Here is a 16,159-nt window from a genome sequence, read left to right on the forward strand (position 1 = left end):
GAGAGGAACCACCGTGAACGTCACCGGCAACACCGTGCTCATCGTCGTCGACATCCAGGGAGGGAACGTGCCGAAGGATGCCAACCGGACCGAGATCCCTTCCATGGAGGGCCGAGCGGACCGAGTGCCGCGCGTGACCGAGATCATCCGACGCTTCCGCGAGAACGACCTGCCCGTGGTCTTCATCCAGGAGGTGCACAAGCCCTCGCTCGTCGACATCGGCCGCGAGCTGGACGGGACGGAGGGGCCGCACTGTGTCGAGGGGTGGCCGGAGACGGAGCTCGCCGAGCACATCGATCCGCGGCCGGAGGAGTTCCTGATCAAGAAGCGCCGGTACTCGGCCTTCTTCGGGACCGAGCTCGAGATCGTGCTGAAGGCGTACAAGGCCGAGACCGTGGTGCTGGTCGGCGGTCTCACCGACGTCTGTGTGCACTACACGGCCGTCGATGCCCACCAGCACGACTACCGGTTCCGCGTCGTGACCGACGGCGTCGGCGGATCGACACAGCAAGCGCACGACAACGCGCTGGCGGCCATGCAGTACCTCCAGCGCGACGCGCTCGTCACGACGGCCGATGTGACCGCCTGGCTGGACGACGTCGAGGCCGACACGCTCGAGCCGGTTCGGTGACCGACGGTACGGACCGGATCGCACACGGCACGGCACCCCGTGCGGGCTGATCCGGAGCATGCCCCCGTGCGGCCGGAGTCGGCGGGTACGCCGCTCTGGCCGCTCGCGATCGGGACGTTCGCGATCGGGTCGGGCGGCGGTGTCGTCGCCGGCCTCCTGCCCTCGATGGCCGTGGACCTCGACGTGGGCCTCGCGGAGGTCGGGCTGCTCGTCGCGGTCTACAGCGTCGTGTACGCGGTCGCCGCGCCGGCGGTGGCGTTGTTCGGGCACCGCATCCCGCGTCGGCGGCTCATGCTGTGCTCGCTCACCGCCTTCGGTCTCGCGAGCGTCGCGATGGCGCTCGTCGACTCGTACAGCGCAGCGGTCGTGGCGCGGGGGCTCGCGGCAGTGGCCGCTGGAGGGTTCACACCGACGGCGACGGTGCTCGCGTCGCAGGCAGTCTCGCCGGAGCGGCGTGGCCGGGCGGTCGCCACGGTCTTCGGTGGACTCACGACCGCCTCCGTCGTCGCAGCACCCATCGGCGCGCTGCTCGGACCTGCGGTCGGGTTCCGTGCCGTGTACGTCGGGATCGGGGTCACCGCCGTCCTGGCGGCTGTGGCGATCGCACTCCTGGTCGCCCGGCCGAGCGGTCTTCCGATGGTGCAACGCGACGCGCCGACCGGTGGACTCCTGACGGGTGTCGCTGTGTCGGGTGCCACGACGCCCGTTCTCGGACCGGACGAACGCCGGACGGACGCGCTCCGGAGGCCCGGGGGCGGCACGGCTGCGTTCGGGTGGGTCGCGGTGGTCCTGGCGGTCTCGATGACCGAGACCCTGGCCGCCTTCATCGTCCAGACCTACGCGGCTCCGCTCCTCGACGTCCTCGCCGGAGCGGCCGGGCCGACGCTGAGTGGCATCCTCGTCAGCTACGGGCTCGCCGGGGTGGTCGGCAACGTCGTCGGCGGTCGCCTCTCCGATCGGTTCGGGGCCGCGATCGTCCTGTGCGCGGCGCTCCTGGGAGCCGGGCTGTCGCTCGCTGTGCTGACCTGGGCAGGTGGGAACGCCGTCGGTGCCGGTGCGGTCTTCGCGGTGTGGGGCTTCTGCGCATGGGCGGCCAACTCGCCCCTGCAGACGCTGCTCCTCACGATGTCCGGGCGCTTCGCCCAGGTGGTCGTCGCCCTCAACTCGGCGGTCATCGCCCTCGGTACGGCTGCCGGCTCGGGGATCGGCGGGCTGCTCGTCGACGGCGGCCGGACCGCGGAGCTCGGCGCCTGGTCAGGGGCGGCGATGACGGTGAGCGTCGCACTCACCGTCGTCGTCATCGTGGGGCAGCGACGAGCAACTCTCCGCGGTCGGGGGATCACTCGACGTCCACGTCCCGCTTGCCGCGGCGGACGATGAGCGGGTCCGGCTTCCCGATGACGTCGGCGGCCTTGTCCGGGTAGTCGAACTGCGTCAGGAAGTACCGCATCGCGTTGAGCCGCGCGCGCTTCTTGTCGTTCGACCGCACGATCGTCCACGGCGCGTAGCGCTTGCTCGTCCGGGTGAACATCGCCGTCTTCGCCTCGGTGTAGTCCTCCCACCGGTCGAGTGACAGCAGGTCGATGTCGGACAGCTTCCACCGCCGCACGGGGTCGAGCTGGCGCATGGCGAACCGGGTCCGCTGCTCGCGACGGGTCACCGAGAACCAGAACTTCGTCAGGTGGATGCCGGAGTCGACGAGCATCCGCTCGAACTGCGGCACCTGGGTCATGAACGACTCGTACTCGTCGTCGTTGCAGAAGCCCATCACCCGTTCGACGCCGGCCCGGTTGTACCAGGAGCGGTCGAACAGGACCATCTCACCCGCGGCCGGCAGGTGCTGCACGTACCGCTGGAAGTACCACTCACCGCGCTCGCGCTCGGTGGGCTTGCTCAGCGCGACGACCCGCGAGGTCCGGGGGTTGAGGTGCTCCGTGAACCGCTTGATCGTGCCGCCCTTGCCCGCGGCGTCACGCCCCTCGAAGAGCACGACGACCTTCTGTCCGGTGTCCTCGAGCCAGTACTGGCACTTCAGCAGCTCGATCTGCAGCAGGTACTTCTCGTACTCGTACTCGTCCCGCGGCAGGCGCTCCGAGTACGGGTAGTCGTCCTGCCAGGTGAGCACCGGGTTGCCGTGCGGGTCGATCAGCTCCGGGTCGGCCGTCTGACCGTCCGCGACGCTGTACCCCTCGGTCCGCAGCTGTTCGATGTACTCCCGCAACGGCTGCGAGTACGGCGCTGTGTCCACGGTGTCCTCCCTCGGCGAGCCGATCGGCTGTCGGCCCCAGGGCCATCCTGGCCCGGCCACCCGCACGACCGCCCCACGCCTCGCCCTGGACGCGACCCGACGACGGCCTGGAGGCGCGGTGCGGGCCCGCCTCGTGCCTCCCGACCGCATGTGGCCCTGCACAGGCATGATGGCTCCATGACGGACCAGGCCGAGATGATCCACCCCGAGATCGCACCGAGCGGAGACGGGTGCGTCGAGTGCGACGCGACCGGCGCGTGGTGGGTGCACCTGCGCCGCTGCGCGGCGTGCGGCCACGTCGGCTGCTGCGACGACTCCCTCAACACGCACGCGACGCGGCACTGGGAGGAGACCGGGCACGCGGTCATCCAGAGCTACGAGCCCGGCGAGACCTGGGCGTGGGACTACCGCGACGACACCCGCTTCGAGGGGCTCGAGCTCGCAGCCCCCACCAGCCACCCCGTGACGCAGGCAGTCCCCGGGCCGGCGGATCGCCTTCCCGGGGACTGGTTGGAACTGCTCGGCGGATCACGCTGATCCGCGGCGGTCGTCAGGTCAGTTCAGCCCGACCTGCGTGGCCGCGTACTCGGCCTGCGGCTGGGTGAACTGGTTCCCTGCGGACGACGTGAGCTGTGCGATGAGGCTCGCGCGCGAGAAGCCCATGCCTGAGGACATGTAGCCCTCCGCGGCGGCGACCGCCTGTGCGTTCCAGTCGGCCCCGGCCTTCGCGACGGCGTACTGCGCCTGCTCGGGGGTGAACTGGTTGCCGGCGCTCGACGTCAGCTGACCGTTCAGGCTGGCCTCGGAGAAGCCCATGCCCGAGTCGAGGTACCCCTTGGCTGCGGCGAGTGCCTGCGCGTTCCAGTCGGCACCGGAGTGGTCGATGGCCCACTGCGCGTCCGCCTGGGCGAACCCGTTGCCCGCGCTCGAGGTCAGCTGCTGGAGCAGGCTGGCGGCGGAGAAGCCCATGCCGGAGTCGAGGTAGCTCTTCGCAGCCGCAGCCGCCTGGAGCTGTCCGACGGTGCCGGATGCCTCCGCGGGCTTCTCGGCGGCCGCCTTCTTGGGGGTCTTCGGCTTCTCCGCCTTCTTCGACTCTTCGGCCGCAGCGGCCGGGCTGGCAGCGGCGACCTCGGTGGCGGCAGGCGCGTCAGGGGTTGCGGAGTCGTCGGAGGCGCCGCTGTAGACGCCCGCCAGCATGCCGCCGAGGATCACTGCGACAGCGCCGACGACGGTCCCCGCGACGGCACGGCGCCCCTTGCGACGGATGCCGATGATGCCGAGCACCAATGCGACGACGCCGAGGAAGATGCCGAACCCGTTGGTCGGCGGGATCACTGCGAAGAGGATGCCGAGAACCCCGAGGACGACCGCTGCGGTGCCGAGGCCAGCTCGTGCCGGACGCGGCTCGGGAGCCGCGGGAACGTAAGCAGGAGGCTGCTCGGTGGGGGTGGTCTCGGGCATGTCGGGTTCTCCGGAAGTTCTGAGGATCAGCAAAGGCGAGCAAACGTTACAACCGGTCCGGACCCAGTTGCACCGCAGAGATCGAGTCAGCTCGGAACCTTGCGCGAACCCGCAGTGATGTGGTTCGGCGACCACCCAGAACTGGGGGACCACGCCGCGTTCGCCGCTCGCGTTCGGTGGACAGGGCAAGAGGAAGAGGCACGGAGCCAGCTGGCTCCGTGCCTCTCAGTCGTTCGTCAGGTCAGACGGCCGCGGTTGCCTCGTCGCGGTGCGGGAGCTTCCAACCCGGACGCACGAAGTGGCAGGTGTAGCCGTGCGGGTTCTTCTCGAGGTAGTCCTGGTGCTCGTCCTCGGCCTCCCAGAACGGGCCGGCCGCGGTGACCTCGGTGACGACCTTGCCGGGCCAGATGCCCGACGCGTCGACGTCCGCGATGGTGTCGAGTGCGACCTGGCGCTGCTCGTCGGTCGTGAAGAAGATCGCCGAACGGTAGCTGCGACCGATGTCGTTGCCCTGGCGGTCCTTCGTCGACGGGTCGTGGATCTGGAAGAAGAACTCCAGCAGGTCCCGGTACGAGATCTGGGACGGGTCGAAGACGATCTCGACCGACTCGGCGTGGTCGCCGTGGTTGCGGTACGTCGCGTTCGGCACCTCGCCGCCGGAGTAGCCGACGCGGGTGCTGACGATGCCGGGGCGACGACGGAGGAGCTGCTGCGCTCCCCAGAAGCATCCGCCGGCGAGGATGGCGGTCTCGGTGGTGGTCATGGTGGCCTCCTGGGCTCTCGTGTCACTGGCTGCGACACCGTGTGGTGCAACCGGCAACAGGGACGATCTGTTCCCGTCGTCAGGTCCGCTGTGGGGCACGGACCCACCCGGGTGTGCGGTCGGTACGACTCGACCCTACGAGTCCGTGCTCCGTGTCACCCCTGCGGTACGGTCAGCCTCACATGAAGCGGTCATCCATCGACGAAGTCCAGCGCCGTCCACCTGGTTGGTGGCTGCTCGGACTCGCGTTCTGTTTCCTCGTGTTCCTCGAGGTGTTCGCGGCGATCGGCTCGCTGCCGGGGATGCTCGCCGCGCAGCTGCAGTACACCCCGTGTGGCTCCGACGAGACGATGCGGTGTTCGTACGCCGTCGGGGAGACCGCACAGATCCTCGTGCCGCTGGTCGCGTTCATCGTCGCGATCACGACGTGGGTCATCGGGGCGTCTGGTGCTCCCACGGTGCGGCGACAGGTGTTGATACCCACGATCGGCCTCGTGGTCATCGTCCTGATCTTCGTGCTCGGTGTCGTCGCGATCGATCTGTCGATCCGATGACAGTCGTGAACCGAAATCACCGCTCCACCCTCCCGAGGTCTTGATGCCGCTCACACCAGAAGAAACTGCCGAGCAGTCGGCGATCCTGGCCGACCTCCGAGCGCTGGAGTATGACTTCCGGAGCCTGTCCGCCTTCGCTCAGTCGGGTATCCGGTACAAGGACGCGGTGCCGACGCTGCTCGAATGGCTGCGGAAGGCGCGGACGCCGATGATGCAGCGGGCAGTCGCTCACACGCTGACGAACCCGTCGGCAAAGGGCACAGCCATGCCCGCGCTGGTCGAGGCGTTCCGGAACTTCACTGACGAAGCGGGCACGCGCTGGGCGGTGGGGAACTCGATCGAGACCGCGTACGTGGACACGTACTTCGACGACGTGGCAGCGCTCGCGCTCGATCCGCAGTACGGCCGTGCTCGTCAGATGGTGGCCCTCGCGCTGGGGAAGTCGAAGCGGCCCGAAGCGGTCGACGTCCTCCTGCAACTCATGGACGACCACGACATCAGCGGGCACGCGGTCTTCGCACTGAGCAAGCGGCCGAACCCGCGAGCGCGCGAGGCCCTGGAGGAGAAGTTGACCGACGATCGCCCGTGGGTGCGGAAGAAGGCTGCGCTCGGGCTGCGGAAGATCGGATGAAGCGCGCCGCGCTTGCGAAAGGAACCGTAGGAATGCCGGATGACACCGTCGTCACGCACGACAACCCAGTGCTCGGAGCCTAGAAGGTCGTCCGTGTGGAGCTTGATCCGTCGTGGGACCCGATCCGCTACGAAGACCTGACGATCATCGTCCTCGACGACGGCCGCAACGTCGTCAGCTGCGTCCCCTTGTTCGCGAAGGACGTCCATCTCGGAGACATCATCGACACGGTCGAGAACACTTCGACCGGACAGCTTGAGTACGGAGGTCGTGTCGAACGGGGACAGTCGTGGGTCTTCAGGATCAGCCCTCGTGATGCACGCGCCTTCCGCATCGCTCACGATGTCATCCACGAATTCGGCGGAGCCGTCGAGACGTGGGGCTCGATCACAGGAGTAGCGATCCGAGGGGATGCGGCCGCCGACCAGTTCGCGGACCGGTTGCAGCGGCTGGAAGACGACGGACTCATCGAGTACGACAGCGCAGAGCGCTGAGCGGGCGGGCGCGCCACGGGCTGGCGAGCCCTTGAATCGGTGCAGGACGCCGGACGGGAGGCGCGGTGCCAGCTGGCACCGCGCCTCCGGTCCGGGGTGGGGCCGACGTCAGCTCGCAGTGTCCTCGAGCGCGTCGAGCGCGGCCACGTCCTCGGCGGCCAGCACGAAGTCGACGTCGGCGTTCTCGGCGATGCGCGACGGGGTGGTGGACTTCGGCAGCGGCAGGACGTCCTTCTCGAGCAGGTACCGGATCGCGACCTGGGCGACGGTCTTGTCGTACTTCGCCGCGATCTCGGCGATCTGCTGGTTCTCGAGCAGGCCTCCGGTGGCGAGCGGGGAGTAGCCCTCGGTCAGGATGTCGTGCTCGCGGTCGAAGGCGGTCGTCTCGTCCTGGGTGTTGCCGATGAACCAGCGGATCTGGTTGGCGTGCGGGACGACGTCGGTGCGGCCGAGCAGGTCTTCGAGGTCTGTGACGGCGAAGTTCGAGACGCCGATGCTCTTGGTGCGGCCGGCGTCGTAGAGCTCCTCGAAGACCTTCCAGACCTCGACGTTGCCGTCGCGGTGGTCGGAGCCCATGTCACTCCAGGGCCACGGCGCGTGGATCAGGTACAGGTCGACGTGTCCGAGGTCGAGGTTGCGGCTCGACTCCTCGAAGGCGTCGCGGGCGCCGGACGCCGTCTTGATCTCGGCCGGCAGCTTGGTGGTGATGAAGAGTTCGTCGCGGGGGATGCCGCTGTCGCGGACGGCCTCGCCGACGCTGGCTTCGTTGCCGTACGCCAGGGCGGTGTCGATGTGGCGGTAGCCGAGGTCGAGGGCGGTCTTCGTGGCGTCGTACGCGTCGGAGCCGGACGGGATCTGCCAGGTGCCGAAGCCGATCTTCGGGATGTGCAGACCGTTGGACAGGGTGAACGTGTCGATGAGTGCGGGCATGCAGCGGACAGTACGCCGCAACCGCACAGCGTTCCGAGGGGCTGCCGGGTTGCATGGCGCCCACCTCGAACGGACGGAAGGACGCCCGCATGCCCCTGAACCCCACCGTGCACGACCGGAAGACCGGTGTCACCCCGCCCGGAGGGCCCGGCGGCTTCGAGCTCGCCCTGCTCGACCGCGGCGCCGCCGTGCTGCAGACCTCGGCGCCGCTGCGGGGCTTCGACGTCTACGTGGTGGGGTTCCACTGCGTGAAGGGCGAGCCCGACGTGCAGATGGAGGCGCACCACTTCTGCAAGGTGGTGAACGCCGAGATGCTGCAGTGCGTGCTCTTCGACGGCAACACCGCCGACGCGAACCTGATCGGCATCGAGTACATCGTGTCCGAGCGGCTGTTCGACTCCCTGCCCGAGGACGAGCAGGCGTCGTGGCACCCGCACAACCACGAGGTGTTCTCCGGCGAACTCGTCGCTCCGGGCCTGCCGATCGTGGTGGAGTCCGAGCTGATGGGGCACCTGGTGAACTCGTACGGCAAGACCTGGCACACCTGGCACAGCACCCCGATGGGTTCGCAGCCCGCACACGACCTGCCGATCGGCGACCCGATGCTCATGTGGTCGTTCAACCGCGAGGGTGAGGTGGACAGCGCGCTGCAGCAGGACCGGAACCAGGCGATGCGCACCGATCCGGAACCGCGCAAGGAGTCGCGGGCGAAGTACCTCGACCGCGCCCACCCGCAGCGCGGTGTCGGCACGATGCGCGACGCCTTCACGGGCACGACCCCGACCCCGGGCGTCGTCGACGCGGACGACGGACGCCCCTGACGACGGACGGGAGGCCCGTGGCGGTGTCGCCACGGGCCTCCCGTCCGGTGTGTGCTGTGGTTCAGCGCGCGGTGCGCGTCCCGATCCGCGGCAGGACGAAGCCGAGCACGATCATCGCGACGGCCAGGAAGGCGTGCAGCACGTTGTCCGCGCTGTTCAGCGGCACGAAGTTCGCGCCACCGGCCATGCCCGCGGTGAAGAGCCCGTAGACGAAGAGCACCGCGTAGACGATGCCGCCGGCGACGAGGTACAGGCGTGCGGAGGCTGCACGGCGGGCGGCGAGCAGCCCGACGATGCCGAAGAGCAGGTGCACGATGTTGTGCAGGACGGACACCTGGAACAGGCCCAGGAGCAGGGCCATGGAGCCGTGGCCGGCCATCGACATCGAGCCCATGTCCATGGTGAGTCCGGGGATGAACCCGGCGATGCCGACGATCAGGAAGACGACACCGAAGACGAACGCGCCCCGCTGGGTCCACGTCGAACCGGAGGTGGTGCGTGCGGTTGCTGCGCTGCTGGTCATGATCAGCCCTCTTTTCTGTACGCGCCGCAGTGTGCGGCACACATGACATTCGGAGCGCTTCCCCGGACGGTTTGCAGGTCAGTGCTCGGCGGTCACGGCGGCGGTCACCGCGGTGGTCAATCCGCGCACCAGCAACGCCCGCGATCCGGCGGTCGCGGTGCTGTCCGGATCGCTCCACGCGGCGCGGGCGAGTCCGTCCACCAGGGTGATCACGGCGTCGGCAACCACGGGCACCGGCTCGGACGGCGCCGCTCCGTGCCGCGCGGTCCAGCGCTCGATCCCGGCGACCACGCCGTCGCGCCAGAGCCGACGTTCGGCGTCGAGCAGGTCCCCGTCGCCGTCCGGGGCGAGGGCCGTCGCGCTGAGGGCCTCGAGCACCCGGAACCGCTCGGGTTCGCGCCGCACCAGGTCGAGGTACGCCGAGATCCCCGCCTCGAGCGCCGCGGCGAGGTCGTCGTGCTCGTCGGCGGCCGCGAGCACCGGCGGCAGGACCGCACGTGCCTGCCGTTCGAGCAGCGCGACGACCAGGTTGCGCCGGGCCCCGAAGGCGTAGTGCACGACACCGTGGGCGACGCCGGCTCGGGCGGCGACGGCCCGGGTGGTGAGGCCGCGCAGGCCGTCGTCCCGCACGACCAGGGCGGCGGCGTCGAGCAGTTCCGCACGCCGGTCCTGTCGGCTGCGGTACCCGCGCGTCTGCTGCTGGTCGGTCATCACAGGAAGCGTACGGGGCGCGTGCAGGACCGGACGCGAGGATGAAATCGGCCAACCGGCCAAATCAGTGATCACCTGAGGAGTCAGCATGGAGACCGTCGTCCGAGCAGCAGGACCCGCCGAACTCGAGGCGGCCGCGGCCGTCCTCGCCGAGGCCTTCGCCGACGACCCGGTGCTCGCCGAGTTCCGGCCGCCGCGACCCGGTGAGGACCGCCCCGCCGTGCTGACCGGGCTGTTCGACGCGCTCATCCGGTCGGTGCCGATGCCCGCGCGACGGGTGGACGTCGCCACGATCGGTGACCGGGTGGTCGGCGCCGCCTTCTGGCAGGCACCCGGTCGGCAGCCCGGTGGCGTCCGGGCCTTCGTGCGGCAGGTGCCGGCGTTCCTCCGGACCCTGGGGCTCGGCGGGGCGCTCCGCGCGGTGGCCCACCTGCGCCGCATGGAGCGCGCCCGACCGGCCACCCCGCACTGGTACCTGGCCGAGATCGGGGTGTCGGCGTCAGCGCGTGGTCGGGGCATCGGTGGACTGCTGCTCGGCCACGCACTCGAGCGTGCGGACCGGACGTCCGCCGGCGCGTACCTGGAGTCGTCCACCCCAGTGAACCGTCGGCTGTACCGACGGCACGGGTTCACCGACGGTGCGCCGATCGCGGGGTTCCGCGCGGCGGCCCCGATCGGCATGTGGCGTCCGGCGGCCGGCTGACCCGGCACCGGGGGACACCGAGCCTGTGGCCCCGTGCACGCGCGCTGCCTACCGTCCACGGCACACCACGACGAGAGGAAACACCATGGCAAGTGGAGTCGCAGCAGTCTGGGTCCCGGTCAGCGACATGGAGCGCGCCGTCGCGTTCTACCGCGACACGCTCGGTCTCACCGTCAAGGACCAGTCCGACGACTGGAGCGAGATCGACGCCGGTGGCCTGATGATCGGCCTGAACGGGCGCGAGTCCGCCGGTCAGGGCAGCGACGGCGGTGCCGTCGTGTCGTTCCAGCCGGACGGCAGCATCGAGGACGAGGTCGCCTCGCTCAAGGAGCGCGGCGCGGACATCCAGGGCGAGATCAGCGAGCACCCGTGGGGCAAGATCATCCCCTTCAAGGACAGCGAGGGCAACGACCTGCAGCTCTACTCGCCGCCGCAGGGCTGACCCGGACGGGTGCGGGACGCACCCGCGGACGGACGGGAGGCCCGTGGCGACGCCGCCACGGGCCTCCCGTCGGTTGCGCGGCCGGCTACGCGGACCCGCGCCAGACGACCTCCGTCGGCAACAGCAGACCGCGTGGACCGTCGTCGGTGCCGCCGATCTGCTCGAGGACCTGGTGCGCCGCCTGCTCGCCGAGCAGGCGCGCCGGCTGCCGCACCGTCGACAGCTGCGGGTCGCACCGGAGCGCCCAGGCACTGTCGTCGAACCCGACCACACCCACGTCACCCGGCACGCTCCGGCCGCTGCGCTGCAGGACGTCCATCGCACCGGCGGCGACCGCGTCCGACGCGGCGAACACCCCGTCGATGTCCGGGGCTCGCTCGAGCAGCTCGCGCATGCCCTCGGCGCCCGCGGTGTAGCTGAACAGGGGGTTCCGGGCGACGAGGTCGGGGTCGAAGCGCTCGCCGAGTGCCGCGGTGAACCCCGCCAGGCGGTCCTGTCCGGAGTCGCGGTCGAGCCCCGACGCCAGCATCCCGATCCGGCGTCGACCGGTGTCGACCAGCCGTCGGGTGATCTGCTCGGCGGCGGCGCGGTTGTCGATGCCGATGTACGAGATGTTCGCGGCGTCGGACGGGTGCCCGACGAAGCACGCGGGCATGCCGATCTCCTCGATCGCGCCGGTGATCGGGTCCCCGTCGCGGGCGGACAGCACGATGGCGCCGTCGACGAACCCGCCGCGCAGGTACTCGACCACGCGCTCGCTGTCGCGGGCGGAGTCGACCATGATCGTGACGAGCTGCTGGTCGGCATCGGACAGCACGGCGTTCGTGCCGATCAGGATGTTGCCGATGTTGGGGTCGTCGAGCACCACGACCGAGGGTTCGTGGACGATGAGCGCGATCGCCCCGGACCGCCGGGTGACCAGGCTGCGGGCGGCGGCGCTGCGCACGTAGCCGACGCGTCGGACGGCCTCCTGCACGGCTTCCCGCGCCTTCGGCGAGACGTACGGCTCGTCGTTGAGCACCCGCGAGACGGTGCCACGCGACATCCCCGCTTCGTCGGCGACGTCCTGGATCGTGGCGCGCTGACGAGCGGATCGGACCTCGGACATGGGGCAACCATATCCGGCGCTGAGGAGCCCTCGGAACGCCTTGCAGTTGACAGGGTGCAGCCGCTGGTGTTTGCTCTGGGAGCGCTCCCAGAACATTCGGCCCCGATCGGCCGGTGCTGACTGGGAGCGCTCCCAGAACACTGGGTGGCCTTCGCCGTCGAAGGGGTCGCACGCGACCGAGGCGGCCGGGGTCGCCCCGATCAGCGAGGATCCCCGTGACGACCACCACCCTGCCGACGACCGCCACCGGCGCGCTCGGCCTCGGCTCGACGGGCCTCGCGTTCGGGTGCGACTACAACCCCGAGCAGTGGGACCCCGAGGTGTGGGTCGAGGACGTCCGGCTCATGCGCGAGGCCGGCGTGAACCTCGTCGCGATCAACGTCTTCGGCTGGTCGCACGTCGAGCCGCGGCAGGGCGAGTACGACTTCGCCGCGCTCGACACCGTCATCGAGCTGCTGCACGGCGCGGGCATCGGGGTCGACCTCGGCACGGGCACCGCCTCGACACCGCCGTGGCTCACCACCCGGTACCCCGAGGTCCTGCCCGTCGTCGCCGACGGCACCACCCGCTGGCCCGGTGGCCGCCAGGCGTTCTGCCCGAGCTCCCCGGTCTACCGCGAGCACGCCCTCGCCCTGGTCCGTGCCACCGCCGAGCGCTACGGCGACCACCCCGCCGTGCGGCTCTGGCACGTGTCGAACGAGCTCGGCTGCCACAACGCGCACTGCTACTGCGACGTCTCCGCCCAGGCGTTCCGCGGTTGGCTGCAGGCCCGGTACGGCACGGTCGACGCACTCAACGCAGCCTGGGGCACCTCGTTCTGGAGCCAGCGCTACTCCGCGTGGGAGCAGGTGCTGCCGCCCCGCGCGACGCTGTCGTTCACGAACCCGGCGCAGACCATCGACTTCGACCGGTTCTCGTCCGACGAGCTCCTCGGCCACCACCGCGCCGAGGCCGCCGTCCTGCGCGAGCTGAGTGACAAGCCCGTCACGACGAACTTCATGGTCGCCGCGCACATCACGGCGCTCGACTACTGGTCGTGGGCCGGCGACATGGACGTCATCGCGAACGACCACTACCTGGACCACCGCCTGCCCCGGCCGCACGTCGAGCTCGCCTTCGCCGCCGACACCACGCGTGGACTGGCCGGCGGAGCCCCCTGGCTGCTCATGGAGCACTCGACGGGTGCCGTCAACTGGCAGCCGCACAACGTCGCGAAGGCCCCGGGCGAGATGCTCCGGAACACCGCGGCGCACATCGCCCGCGGTGCCGACGGGGTCTGCTTCTTCCAGTGGCGCGCGTCCGTGCAGGGCAGCGAGAAGTTCCACTCCGCGCTGCTGCCGCACGCCGGCACCGAGTCGACGACCTGGCACGACGTGGTCGCGCTCGGCGCCCTGGTCGAGCGGCTCGGCGAACTGCGCGGCTCCCGCGTGGTCGCCGACGTCGCGCTCGTGTTCAGCTGGGAGAACCAGTGGGCGGCCGACCTGGAGGCCCACCCCAGCACCGCGCTCCGCTACCTGGAGCAGGTCCACGCCTTCCACGCCGCGCTCTGGGACCTCGGCGTGACCGTCGACGTCGTCGCGCCCGGGGCACCGCTCGACGGGTACGCGCTCGTCGTCGTCCCCGAGCTGTACCTGGTCCGCGACGAGCACGCGGCCGTCATCGCCGACCACGTCGCCGGCGGCGGGCACGCGATCGTCAGCTGCTTCAGCGGCATCGTCGACGAGCGCGACCGGGTCCGCACCGGCGGCTACCCGGGCGCCTTCCGTGACCTGCTCGGCGTGCGGGTGGACGAGTTCCTCCCGCTCGCCGCCGACGCCACGATCGCGCTGTCCGACGGCACGACCGGCAGCGTCTGGTCGGAGCCGGTCGAGCTGCGCGGTGCGACGAGCGTCGTCGACTACGCCGAGGGCTCGCTCGCCGGCCGCCCGGCCGTCACCCGCAACGAGCACGGCGCCGGGACCGCCTGGTACACGTCCACGGTGCTCGACACCGGTGCGCTGGGCGGGTTCGTCCACCGCGTCCTCGACGAGGCCGGGGTGCGCGCCGATCCCGCCGTCCGCCCCGGACTCGAGGTCATCCGGCGCCGGGACGACACCCACGAGTGGGTCTTCCTGCTGAACCACTCCGACCACACCGTCGAGCACCACGAGGCCGGCCACGAGCTCGTCGCCGACCGCCCCGTTACCGGGACCACCGCCATCGCCCCCGGCGGGACCCAGATCATCCGCACCGACAGGAACCGCTCATGACCACCACCGCACAGTCGCCCAGCGCGACCCGACGACGCCGGGGCGGCGGGTTCCGCTACCGCCGCGCCATCGCGATCTTCGTCCTGCCGTTCGCCGTCCTGTTCACGGCGTTCTACCTGGTCCCCATCCTCTACGCCGTGTGGGAGTCGCTGCAGAAGATCGAGCGGCAGGGCACGTTCGGTGCCCCGACGCAGGTCTTCGGCGGGCTGAGCCAGTACGCCCTGGTGTTCCAGGACGGCGAGTTCTGGAGCTCGGTGCTCCGCGTGCTGCTGTTCGGTGTCGTGCAGGTGCCGGTGATGCTCGGGCTCGCGCTCCTGTTCGCCCTGCTGCTGGACTCCCCGCTGCTGCGCGGCAAGCGGTTCTTCCGCCTGGCGTTCTTCGCGCCGTACGCGGTTCCCGGCGTCATCGCCGCGATCATGTGGGGCTACCTCTACGCCCCCGACCTGTCGCCGTTCTCCGCGGTGACCTCGCGGGTCGACCTGCTCGGCGGCAGCACCGTGCTGTGGGCCGTCGCCAACGTCGTGACCTGGGTCTACGTCGGCTACAACATGCTCATCATCTACTCGTCGCTCCTCGCGATCCCGGCCGAGGTGTACGAGGCGGCGAAGCTCGACGGTGCGTCCCAGCTCCGGATCGCCCTGTCGATCAAGATCCCGCTCGTGGTGCCGGCCATCGTCCTCACCGCGGTGTTCTCCGTCATCGGCACCCTGCAGCTGCTGACCGAGCCGACGGTGTTCCGACAGTTCACCTCGACCATCTCGTCGACGTTCACGCCGAACATGCTCGTCTACTCGACGTCCTCGGTGCCGAACTTCAACCTCGCCGCGGCGTTCTCGGTCGTCCTCGCCGTCGCCACGTTCGTCCTGTCGATCGGGTTCCTCCGACTGACCCAGCGGAAGGCCGCCGAATGACCGTCAACGCCCCGACCCAAGGTGACCTCGTCCGCGACGTCGGCCGACCGCTCGAGCCGAACCGGGCCTCCCGTCCGCACCAGCGCGGAGCGCGCGGTCCGCGGGAGAGCGTTATCTCGCGCAGCGCCGCGATGATCGTGATGGGGGTCTTCACCCTCTACTTCCTGCTGCCGATCTTCTGGCTGCTGGTCTCGTCCACCAAGACCGCCGCGAACTTCAACTCGACGTTCTCGTTGTGGTTCAGTGCCACCTCGGTGCAGGACTTCTTCGGCAACCTCGTCGAGCTGTTCACGCGCCAGGACGGCATCTACCTGCGCTGGCTGCTGAACAGCATCGCCTACGCCGGGGTCGCCGGCCTGCTCGGCACCGTGCTCTCCGCGATGTGCGGGTACGCCCTGGCCAAGTACCGGTTCCGCGGCCGCGAGGTCCTGTTCAACGTGTTCCTCGGCGGCGTGCTCGTGCCGGCGACCGCCCTGGCCCTGCCGCTGTTCCTCATCTTCAGCCAGGTCGACCTGACCGACACGTTCTGGTCGGTGTTCCTGCCGAGCATCGTCAGTCCGTTCGGTGTCTACCTGTCGCGGTTGTTCGCGGCGTCGAGCGTGCCCGACGAGATCATCGAGGCCGCCCGGATCGACGGCTCCGGCGAGGTCCGGACGTTCTTCACCGTGGCGGTCCGGCTCATGTCGCCCGCGCTCGTGACGATCTTCCTGTTCCAGTTCGTCGCCGTGTGGAACAACTTCTTCCTGCCGCTCGTGATGCTCCGCGACTCGTCGCTGTTCCCCGTCACCCTGGGCCTCTACACGTGGAACTCGAGCGTGAACCAGTACCCGGACCTGCGCACCCTCGTGCTCATCGGGTCGTTCGTCTCGATCATCCCGCTGCTCATCGCCTTCCTGAGCCTGCAGCGCTTCTGGCGCTCCGGCCTCGGCTCCGGCGGCCTGAAGTAGCCCCTCGACCCGCACTCCTTCCCGCACCAGCT

At 70.1% G+C, this 16,159-nt stretch carries 19 protein-coding genes; 12 read left to right on the forward strand and 7 right to left on the reverse strand.

The window, feature by feature from the left end; translation table 11 throughout:
* Positions 1–13 precede the first annotated feature (13 nt).
* Entirely contained in the window at positions 14–631 is a 618-nt protein-coding gene (locus Q9R26_RS16550; protein WP_311227931.1) for an isochorismatase family cysteine hydrolase, read from the forward strand.
* 66 nt (positions 632–697) lie between these two features.
* Positions 698–2,011 (forward strand): MFS transporter, encoded by a 1,314-nt coding sequence (locus tag Q9R26_RS16555; RefSeq protein ID WP_311227932.1) that lies wholly within the window; start codon positions 698–700, stop codon positions 2,009–2,011.
* On the opposite strand, the gene ppk2 is transcribed toward Q9R26_RS16555, so the two are convergent.
* Positions 1,971–2,879 carry a polyphosphate kinase 2 gene (gene ppk2 / locus Q9R26_RS16560; RefSeq protein WP_311227933.1) on the reverse strand — a complete coding sequence of 303 codons (909 nt, stop codon included), beginning with the start codon at positions 2,877–2,879 and terminating at the stop codon, positions 1,971–1,973. The genes Q9R26_RS16555 and ppk2 overlap by 41 nt on opposite strands.
* A 177-nt stretch (positions 2,880–3,056) precedes the next feature.
* Here ppk2 and Q9R26_RS16565 point away from each other — a divergent pair, with 177 nt between their 5' ends.
* Positions 3,057–3,416 (forward strand): UBP-type zinc finger domain-containing protein, encoded by a 360-nt coding sequence (locus Q9R26_RS16565; protein ID WP_311227934.1) that lies wholly within the window; start codon positions 3,057–3,059, stop codon positions 3,414–3,416.
* Between the two features lie 18 nt (positions 3,417–3,434).
* Here Q9R26_RS16565 and Q9R26_RS16570 read toward each other — a convergent pair whose 3' ends face one another.
* Together Q9R26_RS16570 and msrA are read right to left on the reverse strand one after the other, a co-directional pair.
* Complete coding sequence (locus tag Q9R26_RS16570) at positions 3,435–4,340, reverse strand: Ltp family lipoprotein (protein ID WP_311227935.1); 906 nt, start codon at positions 4,338–4,340, stop codon at positions 3,435–3,437.
* Between the two features lie 241 nt (positions 4,341–4,581).
* The gene (gene msrA / locus Q9R26_RS16575) at positions 4,582–5,103 is read right to left on the reverse strand and encodes a peptide-methionine (S)-S-oxide reductase MsrA (protein ID WP_311227936.1); all 522 of its coding nucleotides are present in this window, start codon (positions 5,101–5,103) and stop codon (positions 4,582–4,584) included.
* A gap of 182 nt (positions 5,104–5,285) precedes the next feature.
* On the opposite strand from msrA, the gene Q9R26_RS16580 reads away from it, so the two are divergent.
* The 3 genes from Q9R26_RS16580 to Q9R26_RS16590 all read left to right on the forward strand — a co-directional run bounded on the left by Q9R26_RS16580 (position 5,286) and on the right by Q9R26_RS16590 (position 6,782).
* The gene (locus Q9R26_RS16580) at positions 5,286–5,657 is read left to right on the forward strand and encodes a hypothetical protein (RefSeq protein WP_311227937.1); all 372 of its coding nucleotides are present in this window, start codon (positions 5,286–5,288) and stop codon (positions 5,655–5,657) included.
* Between the two features lie 43 nt (positions 5,658–5,700).
* Positions 5,701–6,288, forward strand: coding sequence for a HEAT repeat domain-containing protein (locus Q9R26_RS16585; protein WP_311227938.1), 588 nt, complete (start codon positions 5,701–5,703; stop codon positions 6,286–6,288).
* Positions 6,289–6,383: 95 nt separating this feature from the next.
* A complete protein-coding gene (locus Q9R26_RS16590; protein WP_311227939.1) occupies positions 6,384–6,782 on the forward strand; it encodes a DUF4265 domain-containing protein in 399 nt (132 codons plus the stop codon).
* Positions 6,783–6,890: 108 nt separating this feature from the next.
* Here the strand turns inward: Q9R26_RS16590 and Q9R26_RS16595 are convergent, their stop codons facing one another.
* On the reverse strand, positions 6,891–7,712 hold the full coding sequence (locus tag Q9R26_RS16595) for an aldo/keto reductase (protein WP_311227940.1): 822 nt from the start codon (positions 7,710–7,712) through the stop codon (positions 6,891–6,893).
* An 89-nt stretch (positions 7,713–7,801) separates the two neighbouring features.
* Between Q9R26_RS16595 and Q9R26_RS16600 the strand changes: the two genes are divergently transcribed.
* Complete coding sequence (locus Q9R26_RS16600) at positions 7,802–8,533, forward strand: OBAP family protein (protein WP_311227941.1); 732 nt, start codon at positions 7,802–7,804, stop codon at positions 8,531–8,533.
* Positions 8,534–8,594: 61 nt separating this feature from the next.
* Here Q9R26_RS16600 and Q9R26_RS16605 read toward each other — a convergent pair whose 3' ends face one another.
* Both Q9R26_RS16605 and Q9R26_RS16610 read right to left on the reverse strand, forming a co-directional pair.
* Complete coding sequence (locus Q9R26_RS16605) at positions 8,595–9,056, reverse strand: DUF4383 domain-containing protein (protein ID WP_027467234.1); 462 nt, start codon at positions 9,054–9,056, stop codon at positions 8,595–8,597.
* Positions 9,057–9,134: 78 nt separating this feature from the next.
* The gene (locus Q9R26_RS16610) at positions 9,135–9,767 is read right to left on the reverse strand and encodes a TetR family transcriptional regulator (protein ID WP_262139823.1); all 633 of its coding nucleotides are present in this window, start codon (positions 9,765–9,767) and stop codon (positions 9,135–9,137) included.
* 88 nt (positions 9,768–9,855) lie between these two features.
* Between Q9R26_RS16610 and Q9R26_RS16615 the strand changes: the two genes are divergently transcribed.
* Both Q9R26_RS16615 and Q9R26_RS16620 read left to right on the forward strand, forming a co-directional pair.
* Positions 9,856–10,470 carry a GNAT family N-acetyltransferase gene (locus Q9R26_RS16615; protein WP_311227942.1) on the forward strand — a complete coding sequence of 205 codons (615 nt, stop codon included), beginning with the start codon at positions 9,856–9,858 and terminating at the stop codon, positions 10,468–10,470.
* An 85-nt stretch (positions 10,471–10,555) separates the two neighbouring features.
* The gene (locus Q9R26_RS16620; RefSeq protein WP_182064309.1) at positions 10,556–10,912 is read left to right on the forward strand and encodes a VOC family protein; all 357 of its coding nucleotides are present in this window, start codon (positions 10,556–10,558) and stop codon (positions 10,910–10,912) included.
* An 85-nt stretch (positions 10,913–10,997) separates the two neighbouring features.
* On the opposite strand, the gene Q9R26_RS16625 is transcribed toward Q9R26_RS16620, so the two are convergent.
* Complete coding sequence (locus tag Q9R26_RS16625) at positions 10,998–12,020, reverse strand: LacI family DNA-binding transcriptional regulator (RefSeq protein WP_311227943.1); 1,023 nt, start codon at positions 12,018–12,020, stop codon at positions 10,998–11,000.
* A 215-nt stretch (positions 12,021–12,235) separates the two neighbouring features.
* On the opposite strand from Q9R26_RS16625, the gene Q9R26_RS16630 reads away from it, so the two are divergent.
* Genes Q9R26_RS16630 through Q9R26_RS16640 form a run of 3 tightly spaced genes read left to right on the forward strand, consistent with a single transcriptional unit; the run spans position 12,236 to position 16,127 of the window.
* Positions 12,236–14,269: a beta-galactosidase gene (locus tag Q9R26_RS16630; RefSeq protein ID WP_311227944.1), complete on the forward strand. Its 2,034-nt coding sequence runs from the start codon at positions 12,236–12,238 to the stop codon at positions 14,267–14,269.
* Positions 14,266–15,180 (forward strand): carbohydrate ABC transporter permease, encoded by a 915-nt coding sequence (locus Q9R26_RS16635; protein ID WP_027467229.1) that lies wholly within the window; start codon positions 14,266–14,268, stop codon positions 15,178–15,180. The genes Q9R26_RS16630 and Q9R26_RS16635 overlap by 4 nt, the downstream gene beginning before the upstream one ends.
* Positions 15,177–16,127, forward strand: coding sequence for a carbohydrate ABC transporter permease (locus Q9R26_RS16640; RefSeq protein ID WP_247737319.1), 951 nt, complete (start codon positions 15,177–15,179; stop codon positions 16,125–16,127). The genes Q9R26_RS16635 and Q9R26_RS16640 overlap by 4 nt, the downstream gene beginning before the upstream one ends.
* Positions 16,128–16,159 lie beyond the last annotated feature (32 nt).

The organism is Curtobacterium sp. BRB10, assembly GCF_031844325.1.
Classification (GTDB): domain Bacteria; phylum Actinomycetota; class Actinomycetes; order Actinomycetales; family Microbacteriaceae; genus Curtobacterium; species Curtobacterium poinsettiae_A.

What these genes read in the sequence shown, in the direction of transcription:
- Q9R26_RS16570 (WP_311227935.1), bottom strand. Translation starts at nt 4,340, where the DNA reads ATGCCCGAGACCACCCCCACCGAGCAGCCTCCTGCTTACGTTCCCGCG.
- Q9R26_RS16620 (WP_182064309.1), top strand. Translation starts at nt 10,556, where the DNA reads ATGGCAAGTGGAGTCGCAGCAGTCTGGGTCCCGGTCAGCGACATGGAG.
- Q9R26_RS16595 (WP_311227940.1), bottom strand. Translation starts at nt 7,712, where the DNA reads ATGCCCGCACTCATCGACACGTTCACCCTGTCCAACGGTCTGCACATC.
- Q9R26_RS16565 (WP_311227934.1), top strand. Translation starts at nt 3,057, where the DNA reads ATGACGGACCAGGCCGAGATGATCCACCCCGAGATCGCACCGAGCGGA.
- Q9R26_RS16625 (WP_311227943.1), bottom strand. Translation starts at nt 12,020, where the DNA reads ATGTCCGAGGTCCGATCCGCTCGTCAGCGCGCCACGATCCAGGACGTC.
- Q9R26_RS16635 (WP_027467229.1), top strand. Translation starts at nt 14,266, where the DNA reads ATGACCACCACCGCACAGTCGCCCAGCGCGACCCGACGACGCCGGGGC.
- Q9R26_RS16580 (WP_311227937.1), top strand. Translation starts at nt 5,286, where the DNA reads ATGAAGCGGTCATCCATCGACGAAGTCCAGCGCCGTCCACCTGGTTGG.
- Q9R26_RS16605 (WP_027467234.1), bottom strand. Translation starts at nt 9,056, where the DNA reads ATGACCAGCAGCGCAGCAACCGCACGCACCACCTCCGGTTCGACGTGG.
- Q9R26_RS16615 (WP_311227942.1), top strand. Translation starts at nt 9,856, where the DNA reads ATGGAGACCGTCGTCCGAGCAGCAGGACCCGCCGAACTCGAGGCGGCC.
- Q9R26_RS16610 (WP_262139823.1), bottom strand. Translation starts at nt 9,767, where the DNA reads ATGACCGACCAGCAGCAGACGCGCGGGTACCGCAGCCGACAGGACCGG.
- Q9R26_RS16585 (WP_311227938.1), top strand. Translation starts at nt 5,701, where the DNA reads ATGCCGCTCACACCAGAAGAAACTGCCGAGCAGTCGGCGATCCTGGCC.
- msrA (WP_311227936.1), bottom strand. Translation starts at nt 5,103, where the DNA reads ATGACCACCACCGAGACCGCCATCCTCGCCGGCGGATGCTTCTGGGGA.
- Q9R26_RS16640 (WP_247737319.1), top strand. Translation starts at nt 15,177, where the DNA reads ATGACCGTCAACGCCCCGACCCAAGGTGACCTCGTCCGCGACGTCGGC.
- Q9R26_RS16600 (WP_311227941.1), top strand. Translation starts at nt 7,802, where the DNA reads ATGCCCCTGAACCCCACCGTGCACGACCGGAAGACCGGTGTCACCCCG.